The following is a 16,830-nucleotide window of genomic DNA, read 5'->3' as shown; positions in this document are numbered from 1 at the left end:
GCCGCTCAGCGACCGTCAGACGTAGTGGAACCATTCTTCGCGGTCGCCGCTCTCGATCACGTCGAAGAAGGCCGACTGGAGTTCGTCGGTGACCGGCCCCTTCGTCCCTTCGCCGATCTCGTTGTCGTCGACGCTCCGGATGGGCGTGACCTCCGCCGCTGTCCCGGTGAAGAACAGTTCGTCAGCGGTGTATAGCTCACCGCGGGAGATAGTCGCCTCCTCGTGGACGGTGTACCCCATCTCTTCGGCAAGCGTGATTGCGGTGTTGCGGGTGATGCCTTCGAGGATACTCTCGGCCAATCCGGGGGTGTAGATCTCGCCGTCCCGGACCATGAAGATGTTCTCGCCCGGGCCTTCGGCGACGTTACCCTCCTTGTTCAGGACGATGGCCTCGGTGTAGCCGTTGCGGCGGGCCTCCTCGCCGGCGAGCATGCTGTTGACGTACAGCCCCGTGGTCTTGATGTTGGTCGGAATCTGGCTGGAGGCGTGCTTACGCCACGACGACACCATCACGTCGACGCCCTCCTCCAGCGCTTCCTCGCCTAGATACGCGCCCCACGGCCACGCTGCGATGGTGGTCTTCGTCGGACAGTCTTTCGGGCTCACGCCGAGCGAGTCGAAGCCGTAGTAGACGATGGGGCGGATGTAACACGACTCGAACCCTTCCGACGCGATGAGTTCTGTCGTCGCCTCAGTGAGTTCGTCCTTGGTGAACTCGATGTCGAGGTCGTAGGGCTTTGCGGACTTGTACAGGCGGTCGAGGTGTTCTTCCCAGCGGAAGATGGCCGGCCCCTGTTCAGTGTCGTAACAGCGGACACCCTCGAAGACGCCGGTGCCGTAGTGCAGCGCGTGCGTGAGAACGTGGGTCTGTGCGTCCTCGAAGTCGACGAACTCGCCGTCCATCCAGATACGCTCGGTCCCCTCGAACATCTCCGGACGGTCGCTCATCGCACGACCCCTCCGGTACGTCGACAGTCTCGATGCCAGCGAGTGATGCCTCCTGCTGTCTCGTCGTGTGTCATATCTACCCCATTGATTCCCGTGGTTAAGAGTGTTGACGATACCCCGTGGGTCAGGATCGCATTGCCTCGGATGTCCAGTATAGGGGACTGCCCCGCCGACCACAAACGCTTTAGTGAAATCTGGCCCTCCGCACTGTACATGTCCTCGCTGAAGCGGTCGCTCCACCGTAGCGTCGCTGTCCTGTTGCTGCCGCTGGGCCTGCTCCTGATTCAGGCCGAGGTCATCACGCGCAATCTCTCCGGTGTCGTCGAATCACCGGTCCCCGGGCTCTCTCGGGCCATGGGTATCGCGTTGCTCACTGGAGCGGCGCTGTACCTCGTCGCCAGCGGTCTCAGACAACTTGCAGCGGCGGCGGATACACCCTTCTGACTTGCAACCTCGGTCCGGTTCCGTGACTATCGGCGATAAACAGTAGCTGCCCACTTCTCATACTGTTGGATGCCGGTCTCTCAACAATCCTGGCGCTACGGAGTGGCGACTATTATGTCTCAGCTACAGCCGCCAGTTTCAGTCGAACCGTTCTAGCAGGCTTGCGCCTTCGACGTACACCAGTCCCTCACGCTCGGCGTAGGCCCGCGCCGCCGCCGGGGGCAGCGCCGCGCCGGTCTCGTCGTCCAGCATCTCACAGACGACGGCGGCCTCGGGCAGGTCGGCCGCGGCCGCGAGCGCGAGCGCGAGTTCAGTGTGACCTTCGCGGTCGGAAAGGCCGTCCGGGGCCGCCCGGAGGAGGTGGACGTGGCCTGGCGACCGGAAGGCGTCGCTGAACACGTCCGGGTCCGGGTCCGCCGCGACGGCAGCCAGTTCCCGAATCGTCAGCGAGCGGTCGTCGTCGGTGATGCCGGTGAACGTGTCGCGGTGGTTCACCGTCAGCGAGAACGAGGAGCGCTCGTCGTAGGCGAGGTCGTGGTCGGCCGCCGTCGGGTGGTCGAGGACCTCTTGCATGAACGGTAGCTCCAGCGCCTCGGCAACGCGGTCCGAGAGCGCAACGCAGATGAGGCCGCCGGCGTCGTTGCGCATCCGGGCGACGGCTTCGGAGGAGACAGCGCCGGCCGGATAGATAAGGTCGGTCTCGCCTTCGCGGTCGGCGGCGTCGTGGATCAGCACCGGTTCGCCGCGGGCGAAGGCGGCGACGGCGTCGGCCACACTGTCGGCATCAACGGCGGTTTCCTCACTCCGAGACATGCACGATCACCTCGTCACCGTCGGCCAGTTCCAGCACGCCACGGAGCTTCTCGGGTGCGATCACTTCGAGTTGCTCCTCGCCGTGGTGGGTCCGTTCGGGCGCGATAACGTGGGCCGGCTCGTACTCGCCGTCGCTGCCCTCTATCGAGGCGGGGTAGCAGTACGCGGGGCCGTACGTCCGCTCGTCGTCCTCCCAGCCCTCGATGGTGACCGGCTCGATGGCGCTCATCCGCGCTCGCTTGCGGACGCTCTCGGCCGTGAGTTCGAGGTTGAGCGTGCCCGCGAACGGCTCGTACCCCAGCCGCTCGATGAACTGTTCCATGTAGCCCGGTAGCGTGATGTAGTGGCGACCCTCGCCCATCCCCGAGGTAACGACGCCGGTCAGATCGACGCTGGCGTCAGATTCGAAGATGCGCCGGTAGTCGGCGTACTCAGACTGGAGGCGGCGCTCACCGTCGCCAGTTAGCTCCACCTCCTGCCCGTCGCTGACGATGTCCCGGGCCAGCAATCCAGCGTCTTCGAGCCGCTGGAGCCGCCGTGAGGCGGTCTGGTTCGAGGCGTCCAACCGTTCGGCGAGGTCGGCACAGGACACTTTCGTCGATTCGTCGAGCGCACCGTCGAGGGCGAGCAGTTTCAGCGTCGCCAGTTCGTCCCGACCGACGCCCTGTCCCGTTGATTCAGCCATGCACTGCAATAGGGATTCCCGCCGGATAAGCATACCGAAGGTGGAATGCATTCCACTTTTGGAACGGAGAAAAACTGGTACGGGGTTGGTAGCAGAAGCGCGTCTTTCCGTTCATGCTGGATACAATTTAAACCGCCGCCTAACACGTTCGACTCCGTCACACTGCTGTGATGGTGGTCTCTTGTCGCACGATACCGTCAGTATTCCACGAGCGAATCCTGCTCCCAGAACTCGCTCGACTTCTCCAGTTTCGGGACCCACGTGTTCTCGTCCTCGGCGAGCATCGCCACGCGGGAATCTTCGACCTCCTTCAGCACGTCGTGGTCGGGCAGGTACTCGCCCATCTCCTGTGTGAACTCGCGGACCTCGCTGTGGTCGGGCATCGAATCCCGGTCGAGACGGCCCCGCGAGTGGCCGACGTGCATGTACGCCTTCATCTCGACGAAGTCCGCGTCGGCCCGGTCACACATCGCCGCGTACCACTCGGGGTGGTGCATGTTGTGGCCCTTGACCAGCGTCGTCCGGATGACGGTGCGGGTGTCGTGTTTCTCGGCCAGCACGTCCAGCGTGTCGATGAGTGAGTCCCAGGCGTCGTTTTCCATCGCTTGCACCGTCGAATCGAACGTCTGGCGGTCGGCGGCGTCGACGGAGACGTACAGCTGGGTCGGGTCACACCGCTCCAGCATCTCTGTGTTAGTTCCGTTGGAGACGAGGAACGTGGTGATGTCGCGGTCGTGGAACTCCTCGATGAGTTCCGGCAGGTGCGGGTAGAGCGTGGGTTCGCCGTCCAGCGAGATAGCGACGTGCCGGGGCTCCATCGCCTGGTCGAACACCTCGCGTGGGACTTCGTCGTTGCCGCCGAAGCCGGAGAGGAGTTTCCGCTGGAGTTCCACGGAGGCGTCGGCGACCGCCGCGGGGTCGTCCCATTCCACGTCGCCGAGTTCGTACGCGTGGCCGGCGTGGTCGCGCCAGCAGAAGACGCAGCGCTCGTTGCATTTCACGACCGGCGTCATCTGGATGCAGCGGTGGGACTCGATGCCGTAGAAAATGTACTTGTAACACTTCCCCTCCCCGCGCAGGGCGTTTTTCGTCCAGCCGCAGGTCTGGGCGGCCGTGTGGTTCTCGCTGTGGTAGGCCGGGTCCGAGACCTGCTTCGGACCGCCGTCGGCGTCACTCATTGCAGTCGGCTTCGACAGCCAGCGGCAAAAACTCCCGGATGTTGTGCGTCAGCAGCGATGACTCGGAACTGCGTCGAGCTTACGTCAGTTTGACGATGGGGTTGCTCATGTGGTGGCCGACGACGTTGCCGTTCTCCATGATCCGGTCGTAGCCGTCGGTGTCGACCTCGATCCGCGTTTCGCTGTCTTTCTGCATCAGGTAGAGTGTTTCGCTCATACATCTGTGGATGCCCCTGATAGGCAAGACCAGAACTACTAGGTGTATAGATATGCGCTGTGACGTATGCTATATGTATCAAACCCCGTCGAAGATGTATCTCAGCCGGAAGATTTTGGGGCTTCGACGCTGAGTGTACTAGTATGGGTGTGCTTGACACGGTCTCCGAGCTGTTCGGCTCCGGAGAGCGACAGTACAGGTTCCGCTGTGGCGACTGCGGGACTGAGTTCGCACAGCGCGCGGCGACGGTCGAGGGCCTGACCTGTCCGGAGTGTGGCGCTGGCTCGGTGCAGCCCGCCGAGGCGGCGTGAGAGCGCAGCCAGCCGCCGGCCGCATCACCGGCCCAGGTCGTAGAACTCGTCGTTCGGGCGGATGTCGGCGAGCTGTGCGAGGCGATTCGAGAGGTTGAAGAAGGCAGCGACGCTGCCGATGTCCCAGATAGCGCGGCGGCTGTAGCCGTGGTCCTCCAGCCGTTCGAGGTCCGCGTCCTCGATACGGGCGGGCGATTCGGTCAGTTTCACCGCGAAATCGAGCATCGCCGTGTGTGTCTCGTTGATCTCGGCTGTCCGATGGTTCGCGGCGACCTGCTCGGCGAGCTTGGGTGCGTCGGCGTAGATACGCAGCAGCGCGCCGTGGGCGACGACGCAGTAGAGGCAGTCGTTGACGCCGCTGACGGCGACGATTATCATCTCGACCTCTTCACGTTCGAGCGCCGTCTCCTCGACCAGGGCGTCGTGGTACGCGAAAAACGCCCGGAAATGCGAGGGTCGATACGCCATCGCCGGGAAGATGTTCGGCGTGAAGCCGGCGCGCTCGGTTTCCTCCGCGATGCGCTCCTGCAGGTCCTCTGGGAGGTCGTCGATGTCCGGGGTATCGAACCGAGCCATCACCGTGTCGGAGTCTGCCATACCACCTGTCCGTCCGGCCCCGGCTTGAAAGTTGGTTGCCTGTCTGGCCATGCCGGCCAGAGTCGGTGTAAAGTTCTTGCGGGGTCGTGGCACGTTGCTGAACAGCCACGCCGGCTCTTTTGCTAGACAGCGTGACCGTTCACCTGCATGTCAATAACGACAGAAACGACGCAGACGTACGATCTCGGTACCGGCAACTGGAAGGCCGGCGTCTTCGGCGGCATCGCCGGGAGTGCCGTTATGGGTGCGCTGATACTGGTGATGAATCCGCCGACGCTCGCCGTCGCAATCCCGTCCCTGTACGGGCTCGCACCGCCGCCGAGTCCAGGGGCCGGCCTCGTCGTCCACCTCTCGCACGGGGCCGTGATGGGCGTGATGTTCGCCGGATTGGCGAGTCTGCTGCACACGGATTCGTCCGGGAAACTGCTCGGTCTCGGCGTCGGCTGGGGCGTCGTCACGTGGGCCGTCTTCGCCGCGCTCGTGATGCCAGTCTGGCTCGGCGCGGTCGGCTCGCCAGCCTCGCCGCCGTTCCCGAACTTCGCGCCGCCATCGCTGCTGTGGCACGTCGTCTACGGCTCCGTTCTCGGCGGCGTCTACGCCGTGACAGCGGACCGGCTGTGACGCTCCGCTACTGCTCCTGAAACACAGTCCACTGGCGCTCGTCGGTCTCGGCGTCGGCTATCGCCTCGACCTTCTCGCGTTGCAGGTCGTCCAGCTGCGCAGTTGCCAGCCGCACCCACGACAGGAACTCCCCGCGGAGCCGCTCTCGAACCACTTCGGGTGGCTGTGGCGTGTAGACGTAGACGTGGCCCCCCTCCGGCCTGATCCGTCGGCGCTTTTCGACGACGCCGAGGTCGGCGAGGTGGTTGAGATGCCGCGCGACGACGCTCCGTTCGTAGCCGATCTGCTCGGCCAGTGCTGTCACCGTCAGCTCACCCCCTTCCATCACGCAGAGACAGACGTCCAGTTCGGTGCCGGACATGTCGAAGACGGTCTGCAGCAGGGTTTCGAGGGACGGCTTACTGACTGCCGTCTCCGTCGTCCCGACTCCGGTCATCGAGTCGCCACAGCAGGTCGGGCGGTTGTGCCCGATGCCGACGCCGCCGCAGGTCTCACACTCGAACAGCCGTGTCTCGTCAGCGGCGGGTGTCATACGACGGGATACTCGCCCCGCCCGTAGAAGCTTCAGGTATGGTCGGGGTAACTACGAGCGGGTGCCGGTGGGTCGCGGTTTCTCGCCCGTCATATAGATGTTAGTCCAAAGGTCTAAGCCCTCCCGGGACGGAATACAATTCACTATGAGCACTGAGACAGAGGACGCCAACGACCTGCGCGAGCGAATCACGAACTTCCTGCGCCGTAACTTCCCCCAGATCCAGATGCACGGCGGGAGCGCGGCCATCGAGGAGATCGACCGCGAGGAAGGCAGCGTCACGATCCGCCTCGGCGGCGCCTGTTCCGGTTGTGGCATCTCGCCAATGACCATCCAGGCCATCAAGACGCGCATGACCAAGGAGATCCCGGAGATCAACGAGGTCACCGCGCGCACCGGGATGGACCAGCAGGAAGGGATGTCCGGCGGCAGCGGCGGCATGAGCCCGTCCTTCCCCGGCGAGTCCCGCGGCGGCGACGTCGGCGGCGACGAAGACGAAGGCCCCGAAGCGCCGTTCTGAAGCCAGTTTTCGACCTTTTTAGATTCGTGACTAGCCACAGGTGTGGACGCGTCTGTGTGGGTCGCCGTCTCTGTGTTCAACAGCCGGAACGGGTGGACTGAAAGGGGCCGAGTCCATGGCTCTGGGGCTTTCTGGCTCTACGTATTCACAGACATGCAGACACATACTGCAACGGCGAGCCACACAGATTAAGACGACGCGGGCAGACGGCGGGGATATGGAGACGGTCGAGACTGTCGTCTGGGCGCTGTGGGCGATGTTGCCGGCGTACATTCCGAACAACGCCGCGGTACTCGCTGGCGGCGGCAGACCGATAGACGGTGGCCGGACGTGGGGCGGGCGGCGAGTGCTGGGCGACGGCAAGACTTGGCGCGGGACGCTCATCGGCACCGCCGCCGGGACGGCACTCGCGCTCGCATTGACACAGGTCGAACCCAGCGTGAGCGCTGCACTGGGAGCCGACCTCCCGACGTTTTCGCTCCGTGCGGGACTCGGACTCGCCTTCGGCGCGATGCTCGGTGACATCGGCGCGTCCTTCCTCAAACGCCGGACGGGCCGTGAGCGCGGGGCCGCGTTCCCGGGGCTGGACCAGCTGGACTTCGTCGTCGGAGCGTTGCTCTGTGCGCTCATGGCCGCGCCGTCGTGGTTCACCGAGACGTTCACGCTCCCGGTGCTGGTCGTCGTTGTCGTCGCGACGCCGGTGTTACACGTCGTGACCAACGGCATCGCCTACCTGCTTGGCCTGAAAAACGAGCCGTGGTAAGGCGCCGTGGCGACTCACGGGCTACACCACAGAACTATGTGTATTCTCTACAAAACCGCATTCGATGGCCCTGACCAGTTCCCTCCCGGTCGTTAGACGTGCTCCGCCGGTCATTCGACGTGCGACGGCTGCCGGCGTGCTCTGTACGGCGGTCTTTCTGCCGACCATGTATGTGCTCCTGCACGCGTACGTAGTCCTCACAATCAGCGTCGGTCCCATCGACATGCTCAACAGACTGATCGACTTTGCCCTCGTTGCCGGCGGCGTGACGGCATTTGTTGGGGGATTCCTTTCGCAGTGCGTGCTCGGAACTGTGTTCGCTGAGACGACTGCGTAGCGACATCGAATCGGCGAAGAAGTGCGTTTTTACGCGCTGACCGAGGACTGTCGTGTATGACAACACGCGGGGAGACACTGCAACTGGCGACCCGGGGATCGGACCTCGCGTTGCGCCAGGCGGCGACGGTTCGGGATTCGCTGAGCAGTCGCCGACTGTCGGTTGAACTTGTTGAAGTGGAGACGACGGGCGACCAGATACGGGATGAACTCATCCACCGACTGGGCAAGACCGGCGCGTTCGTTCGCAGCCTCGACGAGAAGGTGCTCGACGGCGAACTCGATGCGGCGGTCCACTCGATGAAGGACATGCCGACCGAACGGCCCGACCGACTCGTCGTCGCGGCGGTTCCCGAGCGGGCCGCCGCCGAGGACGTGCTGGTGACGCCCGACGGCCGTTCGCTCGATGAACTGCCGGACGGCGCGACCGTCGGCACGTCTAGCCTGCGACGCAAGGCGCAGTTGCTTGCCGAGCGCGACGATCTCACCGTGGAACCGCTCCGGGGCAACGTCGACACGCGCATCGCGAAGCTGCTGGCCCCGTCGCTCCAGCAGGAACACCAGGAGCGCCACGAGGCCGAACAGGAGCGGAAGGGCAACGCCGGCGACCCCGACACCGACGAAGAAGAAGAACACCCCTACGACCGCACGGTCGAGGAGTGGTTCGACGACCTCACCGAATTCGAGCGGCGGGCGATGGAGCGGGACCCGGACGTAGAATACGACGCTATCGTGCTGGCGAAGGCGGGACTCCACCGGGCTGGCCTCACGCGCTACGTCGGCATGGCCGACCTCGACCCAGACCAGTTCGTGCCGGCTCCGGGCCAGGGCGCGCTGGCGGTGACCGCCGTCGATGGCGACCTCGCGCTGGATATCAAGGACCGGCTAGACGACCCTCAAACGCGTGTCGAGACGACCGTCGAGCGGACGATTCTCGAAGATCTCGGTGGCGGCTGCGTCGCGCCAATCGGCGTCCACGCCCACCTGGAAGGCGGGGTCGTCCACACGCGAGTGCGCGTCCTCTCACAGGACGGCACAGAGGAAGTCTCAGTTGGCCGCGACATCCCGGCCGAGTACCACATCGACGCGGCACAGGACCTCGCGGCGGAACTCGCCGAGCAGGGTGCTGATGACCTCATCGCCGAGGCCAAGCGAGACTCGACGGGGGCGGACGACGACGCTTCAACGGCGCGGGAGGAGGACGAGGAATGACGGACGCCGCCCCTGGAAAGGTGTATCTGGTCGGTTCCGGCCCCGGCGACCCGGACCTGTTGACGGTCAAGGCAAAGCGCCTGCTGGAGGAGGCCGACGTGGTGTTACACGACAAGCTCCCCGGCCCGGAAATCATCGGGATGATCCCCGAGGAGAAACGCGAGGACGTGGGCAAACGCGCCGGTGGCGAGTGGACGCCACAGGAGTACACCAACGCCCGGCTGGTCGAACTAGCCGAAGAGGGCAACACCGTCGTCCGGCTGAAAGGCGGCGACCCGACGGTCTTTGGCCGCGGTGGCGAGGAACTGGCCCATCTCGCGGACAACGGGATTCCGGTCGAAATCGTCCCCGGCATCACGAGCGCAATCGCCGGCGCGGAAGCCGCCGGAATTCCGGTCACGCACCGCGATTACACGTCCTCGGTCTCATTCGTCACGGGCCACGAGGACCCTACGAAGGACGAGTCCGCTGTCGACTGGGACGCGCTCGCGGCGACCGGCGGCACGCTCGTCGTCCTGATGGGCGTCGGCAAACTGCCCCAGTACACCGAGGCCCTGCGTGACGCGGGCATGGACCCCGACACGCCAGTCGCGCTCATTGAGCGGGCGACCTGGCCCGACCAGCAGGTCGCCACCGGCACGCTCGACACTATCGTCTCGGTCCGCGACGAGGCCGGTATCGAACCGCCCGCTATCACCGTCATCGGCGAGGTAGCCGGCGAGCGCGAACGGGTGGTAGAGTTTCTGGAGGGGTACTGATGCGCGAGGAACCGCGCCTGCGCGTGGCTGCCTTCCGCCCCGACGACGAGCGTCTCGACGACGCGGTCGAACTGCTGGAATCGCTCGGTGCCGACCCGGTTCCGGACCCGATGCTGGCCGTCGAACCGGCGACGGCGGCCGAGGACAGTGATACAGCCGATGGCGATGACGACGACCGAGTCACACCCCGCACCGACGCCGACTTCGTCGTCTTGACGAGCAAGACCGGTGTCGAACTCGCCGCCGAAGCCGGCTGGGACCCCGGCAAGGCGACGGTGTGTGCCATCGGCGAGTCGACCGCCGAGGCGCTCCACGAGGCCGGCTACGGCGTCGACGTCATCCCCGCGGAGTACTCCTCGTCGGGGTTGGTCGACGCCCTGGCCGACGCAGTCGACGGCACGAAGGTCGAAGTCGCCCGGTCGGACCACGGCTCCGCGGTGCTGACCGACGGACTGGAGGCCGCCGGCGCGTATGTCCACGAAACCGTGCTGTACCGGCTGGTCCGGCCAGAAGGGTCGGGCGAATCAGCGGACCTGGCGGCCGACGGCGACCTCGACGCGGCGCTGTTTACCTCCTCACTCACGGTCGAGCACTTCCTCGATGCGGCCGCCGAGCGCGGGGTCCGCGAGGCCGCTATCGATGGACTGAACGAAGCGACCGTCGGCGCTATCGGCGAGCCGACGCAGGAGACGGCCGAAGCCGCCGGCATCGACGTCGATGTCGTTCCCGACCAGGCCGACTTCGAGGCATTGGCTTGCGAGGCCGTCGAAGCTGCCGCTCCGACACACCACGAATAACGGCTCTGTATAGTTTCGACGCCTGCCCGAGCTATTCTGCGGCTTCTTCCACGGCCTCACGCTCGTCCATCTCTGCCCGTAGCGTCGCTAGCTCGTTTTCGACCGCCCGCTCGCTGGAGAGGCGGTCGAGTTCCTGATCGATAGAGTCGCCCTCGTCGAGCACGGATTCGAGCTGGCCGCTCTCTTCGAGTTCTTCCAGCGCGGCCGCGCGCGCCTCCATCTGCTCCGTGCGCTCCGTCGCGCGCTCGATGGAGCGGTGCACGTCGGCCATCGTATCGCCAGCGCCGGTAAACGCTTCCGAGACCCGCGCCGATGCCTCGGCGGCCTGATAGCGGGCTTTCATCGTCTCTTTTTTCGTCCGGAACTGTTCTATCTGGCTGCTGAGTTCGGCCCGCTTGCCGACCAGCCGGTCCTGTGTCTCCTGTAAGTCGTCAATCTGGCCCGTCAGCTCCGTTATCTGGCTGACGTTCACCTGCTTCTTTTCCAGCGCCCGGCGTGCGAGGTCATCACGCCCTTCCTGCAGGGCGGCCCGGGCCTGCGTGTCGTGTTTCTCGACGTTCGACCGCAACCGAGTTCGGTGGATCTCTAAGCGTTTCTTCTGGGTCGTCACGTCGGCGATACCGCGGGTCACGTCCTGCAGTTCGTCCCGCATCTGTTCGTATGAGTAGTCAAGCTCCGCCGCCGGGTCCGAAGTCCGACTGAGAAGGGCGTTGAGCTTGGCGCGGATTGCGAACGCGAACCGTCGGAGCAGACTCATCGAGACTGCTCCGGTCGGACAGGAACTCGAAGCGATTCCGACTGCGGCTCGGTCGTGACAACACTCATGTCACTTCGTATGACTGTAGGCATTATAATAACAGGGTACTACTCGATTTAATACGGGGTTAATCGGTCACAACAACGGAAACCCGTGGCTATTCGATTTTACCGTCTGACTACTTGATGGATGCCGGAAGCAACCAATAGGCGTTGATGACACGGACCACACTGCGCACGGTCGGTACGCTAGTGCTGGCGTTGACTCTCCTCACCGGCGCTGACACGACCCTACCCACAGCAAGCGGGGCCGACGCGCGGAACGCCGTCGGCCCGCCAGGCGGCTTCCCGGATCAGGTTCCTGATTTTGTGACACCGATTATCGAAGCGATTCAGGAGTTCCTCGCTGGTGGGAGCGACGACAGCCCCGGCCGGGACGTGAGCGGGGCGGCGACAGGGGCCGGGACGTAGACTGATGAACGGAAGGCTACTCGCCATCGGCGGCGCTGTCGTGCTCCTGCTCGCGGGTGTCAGCGGCGCGTTCGTCGCCGGCCTCGGCCCGTTCCAGGCGGAAAGCAGTGGCGAGGACCTGTCGGAGTTCCCGACGGAGACCACCGAAGCCACCTCAAACACTGACAATACTGATTCTGACGGTGGCGCGGCAAGCACCCCGCCGTTCGCGTTCAGTGTCGACTCCATCGAGGAGTGTGGCCGGACCTGTCGAGACGTGAACTCGACGCTGACAAACCAGCAGAACAGCCCGGCGGCGGATGTCACCGTCTACACGCGTATTTACGCGGGGAATTCGACCGATGGCGACGTGGTCTGGGAGGGTTCCGAGGACGTGGGTTCACTTGAATCGGAGGGGTCCTACACCACGACTCGGCGCGTCGACCTGTCGTTCGGCGACGCGTACGCTATCGAACAGGCGGACGGCTGGATAACCATTCGAACGACCGTCGAGGCAGCCGACCGGACGGTCACGCTCAGCGATCAGCGGGAGGTCGCCTGACGGGGTCGGTCGATCTGGTACGACTGCCAGCGCGTCTGAACGTTTTTATGCCGGAGCGCACCTATCACCGGTACGATGACTACGACCGGGCCCGTTCCAGCGCTCGCCGACCGCGCGGCCGCCTGTGCCGACCGACTCCGGGCGGCCGACCGCGTGTTGCTGGCCTCCCACATCGACGCCGACGGGCTGACCAGCGCCGCCATCGCTACCGCGGCGCTGTCGCGGGCCGGTATTCCCGTCGAGACCGTGTTCAAGAAGCAACTCGATGCCACCGAAATCCAGAGCATCGCGACCCGCGAGTACGACACCGTGCTGTTCACGGATTTCGGGTCGGGCCAGCTAGACGTTATCTCCGAGCACGTCGCCGCCGGCGATTTCGAGGCAATCATCGCTGACCACCACCAGCCGTCGGACCCGGACGACTGCCACCCCGATGCGGTCGTCGACACTGACGGTTACGCCGACTTCGAGACGCATCTCAATCCGCTCCCCGAAGGCATCAACGGGGCGTCGGAGCTTTCGGGTGCGGGCGCGGCGTACGTCCTCGCCCGCGCGCTCTCGACCGAAGGGACGGACAACCGCGACCTCGCCGCGCTGGCAGTCGTCGGCGCTGTGGGTGACATGCAGGCCGTCGGCGGCGAACTCGTCGGGGCCAACGCCGGCCTTGTCGAGGAGGGCATCGACGCTGACGTGCTGGAGGAGGGGACCGATCTCTCGCTGTACGGCAAACAGACCCGACCGTTACCGAAACTGCTTGAGTACGCGACCGAAGTCCCGATACCTGGCATCTCGAACGATCAGGCCGGCGCGACGCGGTTCCTCGAAGGCCTCGGGCTGGACCTGAAAGCTGACGCTGACTGGCGTACGTGGGCGGACCTTTCCGACGACGAGCGCCAGACTGTCGCCAGCGGGCTGGTCCAGCGCGCCGTCAAGCGTGGCGTCCCGGCGGACAAGATAGAGACACTCATCGGCACGACCTACACGCTGACCGCGGAACCGCGCGGGACGGAACTCAGGGACGCGAGCGAGTTCTCGACGCTGTTGAACGCCACGGCCCGCTACGAGCGGGCGGACGTGGGACTAGCGGTCTGTCTCGGCGAGCGCGACGCGCCGCTTGAACGGGCGCGGACACTGCTGTCGAACCACCGCCGGAACCTCTCGGAGGGACTCACGCTCGTCAAGGAGCGCGGCGTCACACAGGCCGGGACCGTCCAGTGGTTCGACGCCGGCGACGCCATCCGCGAGACCATCGTCGGTATCGTCGCCGGGATGGCCCTAGGGACCGACGGCGTCGATTCGGACAAACCCATCATCGCGTTCGCCACCACTGACGAAGACGAGACGAAGGTGTCCTCGCGGGCGACCGGCCCGCTCGTCGGCCGAGGCGTGGACCTCTCGGTCGTGATGCGCGACGCCGCACAGTCCGTCGGCGGTGACGGCGGCGGCCACGACATTGCGGCGGGCGCGACCATCCCAGCCGGCGAGGAGTCGGCGTTCATCGAGGCGGCCGACGAGATTATCAGCAAACAAGTATCATAGTCGAAACGTAGCAAACTAAGCGGCAGGCCGACCGACGACAGTGACTGTCAGTATCAGCAATAAAAGCTATACGTCCGCTTCTCCGAACACTCCACGATGGACTCTCGGGGCCTGTTCGATATCGCACTCGTTGTCGTCGCCGGCCTGCTAGCCTACACTGAGACGTTTGGCTTCGCGAACCCACGGACGACACTACAGGAGATTATCGCAGCTATCGCCGGGCTAGACATCCGCGTCTTTCTCGTCCTGGGTGGCATCTTCGGCATCTGCTTCGTCGCGTACCTCACCATGTATCTCCCGCAAAAGGACGCACGCACGATACAACGCTGAATATCGGGCCATCTTTATCCCCGGCCCCGTACCGTTCTGGCAATGACAGAGTTCGATCCCGAGAAGTTCGAGGACAAGTACGCGAACTACTTCCCGGAACTGCAGAAGGCCTACAAGAACGCCTTCGAGCGGATGAACGACACGTACGACTCCGAGCTGGTCCACGCTATCGACCAGCAGATCCTCAACGAGTCGGAGCCGTTCTACGAGGACGGTGAGTTTAGTGTCGAACTGCCGGAGAACCCGACCGAGCGGCTCTCGGCTGTCATCGTCGACGACGAGAAACTCGACGCTGTGCTCTCCGAATACATCGACGAGATCGAGCGTGAACTGCGCCGCGTGTTCGATCTCGACGACTGACTGCACTCGCCGCGGTTCGGCAATTGCTGCGTTATTCTGTCGGTATCCTCGACGAAAGCGGGCGGTGATGCCCTACTGGTCGGATCTCATGGTCTCGTTCGGTTCGGGAGTTGGGGTTGAATCCGGCCCTGGAGTTGGGGTTGAACCCGGTTCGGACGGCAACGCGCCGCCACCGACCGCTCCGGTACCGGGGAGCGATCCGCCAGGTCTAGACTGGCCGGAGTCCGCGGTCTGTGGTGCGTCTTCGGGGGATTTCTCGCCCGTGACGAGGAAGTCAAGCAGGTTCCCGACCAGTTGCTCGTTGTCGGCCCGGTAGAGGAACTCCTGCGTGAAAACGTTCGTGTCACCGACGGTGACGACGTTCCCCGAGCGGGCAACGACGCCGTACGTGTCCTGTCGCCGGGTCTTCGAGAGCGTCGTCTGTTCCGTCGTCGTGAGCGCGGTGTCACCGCCATGAACGGGTATCGCAGCGTAGAAGACCGTTCGGTCGACGCCCGCTGTGAGTTCCGTATCGCCCGTCGGCGTGGCGTAGACGTTCTGGTAGTTGGTGTCGTACTCGTGCATGTTGTACAGGTAGCCGTTCCCGTACGAGAGACCGTACTGGCTCGCCAGTGGGGCCATCGGCATGGTCACGCTCTCAGTGGCGGCCGGCCTGAGCAGTCCCAATCCCGCGGTACTCGCCTGCGAGGGCTCATTCACCAAGAGCACGCGACCGCCTGCGTCGCTGAACGCCGAGAGGCCGTTCAGTTCACTCTGGGTGTAGCGCTGTTCCGCACCGAGAACGATGAGGGCGTCAGCCGAACGCAGTGACTCGTTGAGCGGGCTCCCGCTCTGTCGCTCACCGACGTGGTAGCGCACTGTCGCTCCGTTCTCAGTCAGGGTCGACACAAGCGGTGTGAGCGCTTCGCGGTCGATGTCGCCGGCGTGAGCGACGTCGATAACGACGACCTTCCCGGACGCGTCGGCCGACATCGAGAGGTCACCGCTCTCGTCTGCCGGAGTCGCAACGGACTCACCGCTGTTGAACGACGGGGCGTTCGCCTGGCTTACATCGGGAGCTGATTGTGTGCCGCCACCGATTGCGACGGTACCGACAATCACCGAGAGGACGAGTATCCCGACGAAGAACCCTGCTCGGATGACTGGACTCGAACTTACGCTATCAGCTGACATTTCAGGCACCTCCCTGTGCGGTGCTGTTGTAGACGACCTGTTGATTCTCCGGCGTGCCGTATATCATGAGGAAGTGGACTGTGTCGACGCCCTGGAACGTGTACGGTGTGCCTTCGGCGGCGATGGTTGCGTTCCCACTGGCTCCACTTCCGCCGCTGAGGAGTAACAGCCCCTGTGAGTCCGCGGGGTTGTGGTACACGACCTGATACTCCGAGAGGTCAGCGGCTTCGGCCGCGCCGGCTATTGCGGCTTCGAGTCCACCGACTTCGTCCGCATAGCCGGTCTGGACTGCGCGACCGCCCTGATAGGCTGACGCTTCAGCGACAGTCTCACGGGACACGTTGAGTCTGTCACCGCGTTCAGTCATGACCGCACCGACGAAGGCCCGCTTCATGGATTCGAGGCTGGCGTAGTATTCGTCGCGCGTCATCCCTCGATGGGCCTTGTCTGGGCCAGTGGTGGCGGCGGAACTCAGGCCATCACTCGGCGCGGTTCCGATGACGCCGACGTGGCCAACGAGGCTGGCCGGCGTCACGTAGATGCGGTCGCTCGGGACCGCGGTGTAGTACGCGCCGGAGGCGGCATACTGGTCGACGCTCGTGTACACCGGCTTCTCCGCTGAGAGTCGCTTGACGGCCAGATACATCGACTCACTGGAGGCGGCGCTCCCACCGGGACTCGATATCCGGAGGACGACCGCTTCGACTGACTCGTTGCTGCGGAGTTCGCGGAGCTTCTGTACCGTGTCCTGTGAGCTAGAACTGGAAATCGTTTCGTCGATATTCACTACAGCGACGTACTGTTCATCACCCTCGGCGACCGACGCCGCATACGGTACGACGGCGGCACCAATGAGAATGGCAATAACCGCAAGTACCGTGTACGACTGGAGGGCAGTTGCGACCCGTCTATCGATGGGGTTATTCAT

At 64.4% G+C, this 16,830-nt stretch carries 24 protein-coding genes; 14 read left to right on the top strand and 10 right to left on the bottom strand.

Translation table 11 applies throughout. The annotated features are described in order from the left end of the window. Positions 1 to 15 precede the first annotated feature (15 nt). Positions 16 to 948 (bottom strand): branched-chain amino acid transaminase, encoded by a 933-nt coding sequence (locus C444_RS16105; RefSeq protein WP_004594075.1) that lies wholly within the window; start codon positions 946 to 948, stop codon positions 16 to 18. Between the two features lie 213 nt (positions 949 to 1,161). On the opposite strand from C444_RS16105, the gene C444_RS16100 reads away from it, so the two are divergent. Continuing rightward, positions 1,162 to 1,392, top strand: coding sequence for a hypothetical protein (locus C444_RS16100; protein WP_004594074.1), 231 nt, complete (start codon positions 1,162 to 1,164; stop codon positions 1,390 to 1,392). Positions 1,393 to 1,530: 138 nt separating this feature from the next. Here C444_RS16100 and ribB read toward each other — a convergent pair whose 3' ends face one another. The 4 genes from ribB to C444_RS22435 all read right to left on the bottom strand — a co-directional run bounded on the left by ribB (position 1,531) and on the right by C444_RS22435 (position 4,285). Beyond that, positions 1,531 to 2,205, bottom strand: coding sequence for a 3,4-dihydroxy-2-butanone-4-phosphate synthase (gene ribB / locus C444_RS16095; RefSeq protein WP_004594073.1), 675 nt, complete (start codon positions 2,203 to 2,205; stop codon positions 1,531 to 1,533). Next, positions 2,192 to 2,890, bottom strand: coding sequence for a DUF120 domain-containing protein (locus tag C444_RS16090; protein ID WP_004594072.1), 699 nt, complete (start codon positions 2,888 to 2,890; stop codon positions 2,192 to 2,194). Before C444_RS16090 ends, ribB begins: the two co-directional genes overlap by 14 nt. A gap of 197 nt (positions 2,891 to 3,087) precedes the next feature. Continuing rightward, the gene (twy1, locus tag C444_RS16085; protein ID WP_004594071.1) at positions 3,088 to 4,068 is read right to left on the bottom strand and encodes a 4-demethylwyosine synthase TYW1; all 981 of its coding nucleotides are present in this window, start codon (positions 4,066 to 4,068) and stop codon (positions 3,088 to 3,090) included. A gap of 79 nt (positions 4,069 to 4,147) precedes the next feature. Then, positions 4,148 to 4,285, bottom strand: coding sequence for a hypothetical protein (locus C444_RS22435; RefSeq protein WP_004594070.1), 138 nt, complete (start codon positions 4,283 to 4,285; stop codon positions 4,148 to 4,150). A gap of 143 nt (positions 4,286 to 4,428) precedes the next feature. Here C444_RS22435 and C444_RS16080 point away from each other — a divergent pair, with 143 nt between their 5' ends. After that, positions 4,429 to 4,596 (top strand): FmdB family zinc ribbon protein, encoded by a 168-nt coding sequence (locus C444_RS16080; RefSeq protein ID WP_004594069.1) that lies wholly within the window; start codon positions 4,429 to 4,431, stop codon positions 4,594 to 4,596. 24 nt (positions 4,597 to 4,620) lie between these two features. Here C444_RS16080 and C444_RS16075 read toward each other — a convergent pair whose 3' ends face one another. Next, the gene (locus C444_RS16075; RefSeq protein WP_004594068.1) at positions 4,621 to 5,193 is read right to left on the bottom strand and encodes a peroxidase-related enzyme; all 573 of its coding nucleotides are present in this window, start codon (positions 5,191 to 5,193) and stop codon (positions 4,621 to 4,623) included. 147 nt (positions 5,194 to 5,340) lie between these two features. Between C444_RS16075 and C444_RS16070 the strand changes: the two genes are divergently transcribed. After that, positions 5,341 to 5,814 (top strand): DUF6789 family protein, encoded by a 474-nt coding sequence (locus tag C444_RS16070; RefSeq protein WP_004594067.1) that lies wholly within the window; start codon positions 5,341 to 5,343, stop codon positions 5,812 to 5,814. A gap of 7 nt (positions 5,815 to 5,821) precedes the next feature. Here the strand turns inward: C444_RS16070 and C444_RS16065 are convergent, their stop codons facing one another. Beyond that, a complete protein-coding gene (locus tag C444_RS16065) occupies positions 5,822 to 6,346 on the bottom strand; it encodes a helix-turn-helix domain-containing protein (RefSeq protein WP_004594066.1) in 525 nt (174 codons plus the stop codon). Positions 6,347 to 6,491: 145 nt separating this feature from the next. Between C444_RS16065 and C444_RS16060 the strand changes: the two genes are divergently transcribed. The 6 genes from C444_RS16060 (at position 6,492) to C444_RS16035 (ending at position 10,732) form a co-directional block, all read left to right on the top strand. After that, a complete protein-coding gene (locus C444_RS16060; protein ID WP_004594065.1) occupies positions 6,492 to 6,866 on the top strand; it encodes a NifU family protein in 375 nt (124 codons plus the stop codon). 217 nt (positions 6,867 to 7,083) lie between these two features. Further along, positions 7,084 to 7,629, top strand: coding sequence for a CDP-2,3-bis-(O-geranylgeranyl)-sn-glycerol synthase (locus tag C444_RS16055; RefSeq protein ID WP_004594064.1), 546 nt, complete (start codon positions 7,084 to 7,086; stop codon positions 7,627 to 7,629). A 64-nt stretch (positions 7,630 to 7,693) separates the two neighbouring features. Then, the gene (locus C444_RS16050; RefSeq protein WP_004594063.1) at positions 7,694 to 7,966 is read left to right on the top strand and encodes a hypothetical protein; all 273 of its coding nucleotides are present in this window, start codon (positions 7,694 to 7,696) and stop codon (positions 7,964 to 7,966) included. 56 nt (positions 7,967 to 8,022) lie between these two features. Further along, a complete protein-coding gene (hemC, locus tag C444_RS16045; protein WP_004594061.1) occupies positions 8,023 to 9,177 on the top strand; it encodes a hydroxymethylbilane synthase in 1,155 nt (384 codons plus the stop codon). Further along, a complete protein-coding gene (gene cobA, locus C444_RS16040; protein WP_004594059.1) occupies positions 9,174 to 9,935 on the top strand; it encodes a uroporphyrinogen-III C-methyltransferase in 762 nt (253 codons plus the stop codon). The genes hemC and cobA overlap by 4 nt, the downstream gene beginning before the upstream one ends. Continuing rightward, on the top strand, positions 9,935 to 10,732 hold the full coding sequence (locus C444_RS16035) for a uroporphyrinogen-III synthase (protein ID WP_004594057.1): 798 nt from the start codon (positions 9,935 to 9,937) through the stop codon (positions 10,730 to 10,732). Before cobA ends, C444_RS16035 begins: the two co-directional genes overlap by 1 nt. A gap of 31 nt (positions 10,733 to 10,763) precedes the next feature. On the opposite strand, the gene C444_RS16030 is transcribed toward C444_RS16035, so the two are convergent. Then, positions 10,764 to 11,489, bottom strand: coding sequence for a PspA/IM30 family protein (locus C444_RS16030; protein ID WP_004594055.1), 726 nt, complete (start codon positions 11,487 to 11,489; stop codon positions 10,764 to 10,766). 215 nt (positions 11,490 to 11,704) lie between these two features. On the opposite strand from C444_RS16030, the gene C444_RS16025 reads away from it, so the two are divergent. From C444_RS16025 to C444_RS16005, 5 genes are all read left to right on the top strand, one after another. Beyond that, positions 11,705 to 11,959, top strand: a complete 255-nt coding sequence (locus tag C444_RS16025; protein WP_004594054.1) for a hypothetical protein — start codon at positions 11,705 to 11,707, stop codon at positions 11,957 to 11,959. Between the two features lie 4 nt (positions 11,960 to 11,963). Beyond that, entirely contained in the window at positions 11,964 to 12,500 is a 537-nt protein-coding gene (locus C444_RS16020) for a hypothetical protein (protein ID WP_004594053.1), read from the top strand. Positions 12,501 to 12,575: 75 nt separating this feature from the next. Continuing rightward, on the top strand, positions 12,576 to 14,039 hold the full coding sequence (locus tag C444_RS16015) for a single-stranded-DNA-specific exonuclease RecJ (protein ID WP_004594052.1): 1,464 nt from the start codon (positions 12,576 to 12,578) through the stop codon (positions 14,037 to 14,039). Positions 14,040 to 14,135: 96 nt separating this feature from the next. Further along, entirely contained in the window at positions 14,136 to 14,369 is a 234-nt protein-coding gene (locus C444_RS16010; RefSeq protein ID WP_004594051.1) for a hypothetical protein, read from the top strand. Positions 14,370 to 14,411: 42 nt separating this feature from the next. After that, complete coding sequence (locus tag C444_RS16005) at positions 14,412 to 14,729, top strand: DUF5783 family protein (RefSeq protein WP_004594050.1); 318 nt, start codon at positions 14,412 to 14,414, stop codon at positions 14,727 to 14,729. Positions 14,730 to 14,801: 72 nt separating this feature from the next. Here the strand turns inward: C444_RS16005 and C444_RS16000 are convergent, their stop codons facing one another. Together C444_RS16000 and C444_RS15995 are read right to left on the bottom strand one after the other, a co-directional pair. Further along, entirely contained in the window at positions 14,802 to 15,902 is a 1,101-nt protein-coding gene (locus C444_RS16000) for a DUF4350 domain-containing protein (protein WP_004594049.1), read from the bottom strand. A 1-nt stretch (position 15,903) separates the two neighbouring features. Then, a complete protein-coding gene (locus C444_RS15995) occupies positions 15,904 to 16,830 on the bottom strand; it encodes a S49 family peptidase (RefSeq protein WP_004594048.1) in 927 nt (308 codons plus the stop codon).

The sequence above is a fragment of the Haloarcula japonica DSM 6131 genome (genome assembly GCF_000336635.1).
Lineage (GTDB): Archaea > Halobacteriota > Halobacteria > Halobacteriales > Haloarculaceae > Haloarcula > Haloarcula japonica.
Note: the sequence above shows the minus strand (reverse complement) of the source record. Positions and strands in the feature narration are given on the sequence as shown.

Bases quoted from the DNA above. Each gene is read 5' to 3' on its own strand.
- cobA (WP_004594059.1), top strand. From the start codon at position 9,174: ATGACGGACGCCGCCCCTGGAAAGGTGTATCTGGTCGGTTCCGGCCCC.
- C444_RS16105 (WP_004594075.1), bottom strand. From the start codon at position 948: ATGAGCGACCGTCCGGAGATGTTCGAGGGGACCGAGCGTATCTGGATG.
- C444_RS16060 (WP_004594065.1), top strand. From the start codon at position 6,492: ATGAGCACTGAGACAGAGGACGCCAACGACCTGCGCGAGCGAATCACG.
- C444_RS22435 (WP_004594070.1), bottom strand. From the start codon at position 4,285: ATGAGCGAAACACTCTACCTGATGCAGAAAGACAGCGAAACGCGGATC.
- C444_RS16070 (WP_004594067.1), top strand. From the start codon at position 5,341: ATGTCAATAACGACAGAAACGACGCAGACGTACGATCTCGGTACCGGC.
- C444_RS16025 (WP_004594054.1), top strand. From the start codon at position 11,705: ATGACACGGACCACACTGCGCACGGTCGGTACGCTAGTGCTGGCGTTG.
- C444_RS16090 (WP_004594072.1), bottom strand. From the start codon at position 2,890: ATGGCTGAATCAACGGGACAGGGCGTCGGTCGGGACGAACTGGCGACG.
- hemC (WP_004594061.1), top strand. From the start codon at position 8,023: ATGACAACACGCGGGGAGACACTGCAACTGGCGACCCGGGGATCGGAC.
- C444_RS16005 (WP_004594050.1), top strand. From the start codon at position 14,412: ATGACAGAGTTCGATCCCGAGAAGTTCGAGGACAAGTACGCGAACTAC.
- C444_RS16020 (WP_004594053.1), top strand. From the start codon at position 11,964: ATGAACGGAAGGCTACTCGCCATCGGCGGCGCTGTCGTGCTCCTGCTC.
- C444_RS16035 (WP_004594057.1), top strand. From the start codon at position 9,935: ATGCGCGAGGAACCGCGCCTGCGCGTGGCTGCCTTCCGCCCCGACGAC.
- C444_RS16050 (WP_004594063.1), top strand. From the start codon at position 7,694: ATGGCCCTGACCAGTTCCCTCCCGGTCGTTAGACGTGCTCCGCCGGTC.
- C444_RS15995 (WP_004594048.1), bottom strand. From the start codon at position 16,830: ATGAATAACCCCATCGATAGACGGGTCGCAACTGCCCTCCAGTCGTAC.
- C444_RS16075 (WP_004594068.1), bottom strand. From the start codon at position 5,193: ATGGCAGACTCCGACACGGTGATGGCTCGGTTCGATACCCCGGACATC.
- C444_RS16080 (WP_004594069.1), top strand. From the start codon at position 4,429: ATGGGTGTGCTTGACACGGTCTCCGAGCTGTTCGGCTCCGGAGAGCGA.
- ribB (WP_004594073.1), bottom strand. From the start codon at position 2,205: ATGTCTCGGAGTGAGGAAACCGCCGTTGATGCCGACAGTGTGGCCGAC.
- C444_RS16065 (WP_004594066.1), bottom strand. From the start codon at position 6,346: ATGACACCCGCCGCTGACGAGACACGGCTGTTCGAGTGTGAGACCTGC.
- twy1 (WP_004594071.1), bottom strand. From the start codon at position 4,068: ATGAGTGACGCCGACGGCGGTCCGAAGCAGGTCTCGGACCCGGCCTAC.
- C444_RS16055 (WP_004594064.1), top strand. From the start codon at position 7,084: ATGGAGACGGTCGAGACTGTCGTCTGGGCGCTGTGGGCGATGTTGCCG.
- C444_RS16100 (WP_004594074.1), top strand. From the start codon at position 1,162: ATGTCCTCGCTGAAGCGGTCGCTCCACCGTAGCGTCGCTGTCCTGTTG.
- C444_RS16000 (WP_004594049.1), bottom strand. From the start codon at position 15,902: ATGTCAGCTGATAGCGTAAGTTCGAGTCCAGTCATCCGAGCAGGGTTC.
- C444_RS16015 (WP_004594052.1), top strand. From the start codon at position 12,576: ATGACTACGACCGGGCCCGTTCCAGCGCTCGCCGACCGCGCGGCCGCC.
- C444_RS16030 (WP_004594055.1), bottom strand. From the start codon at position 11,489: ATGAGTCTGCTCCGACGGTTCGCGTTCGCAATCCGCGCCAAGCTCAAC.
- C444_RS16010 (WP_004594051.1), top strand. From the start codon at position 14,136: ATGGACTCTCGGGGCCTGTTCGATATCGCACTCGTTGTCGTCGCCGGC.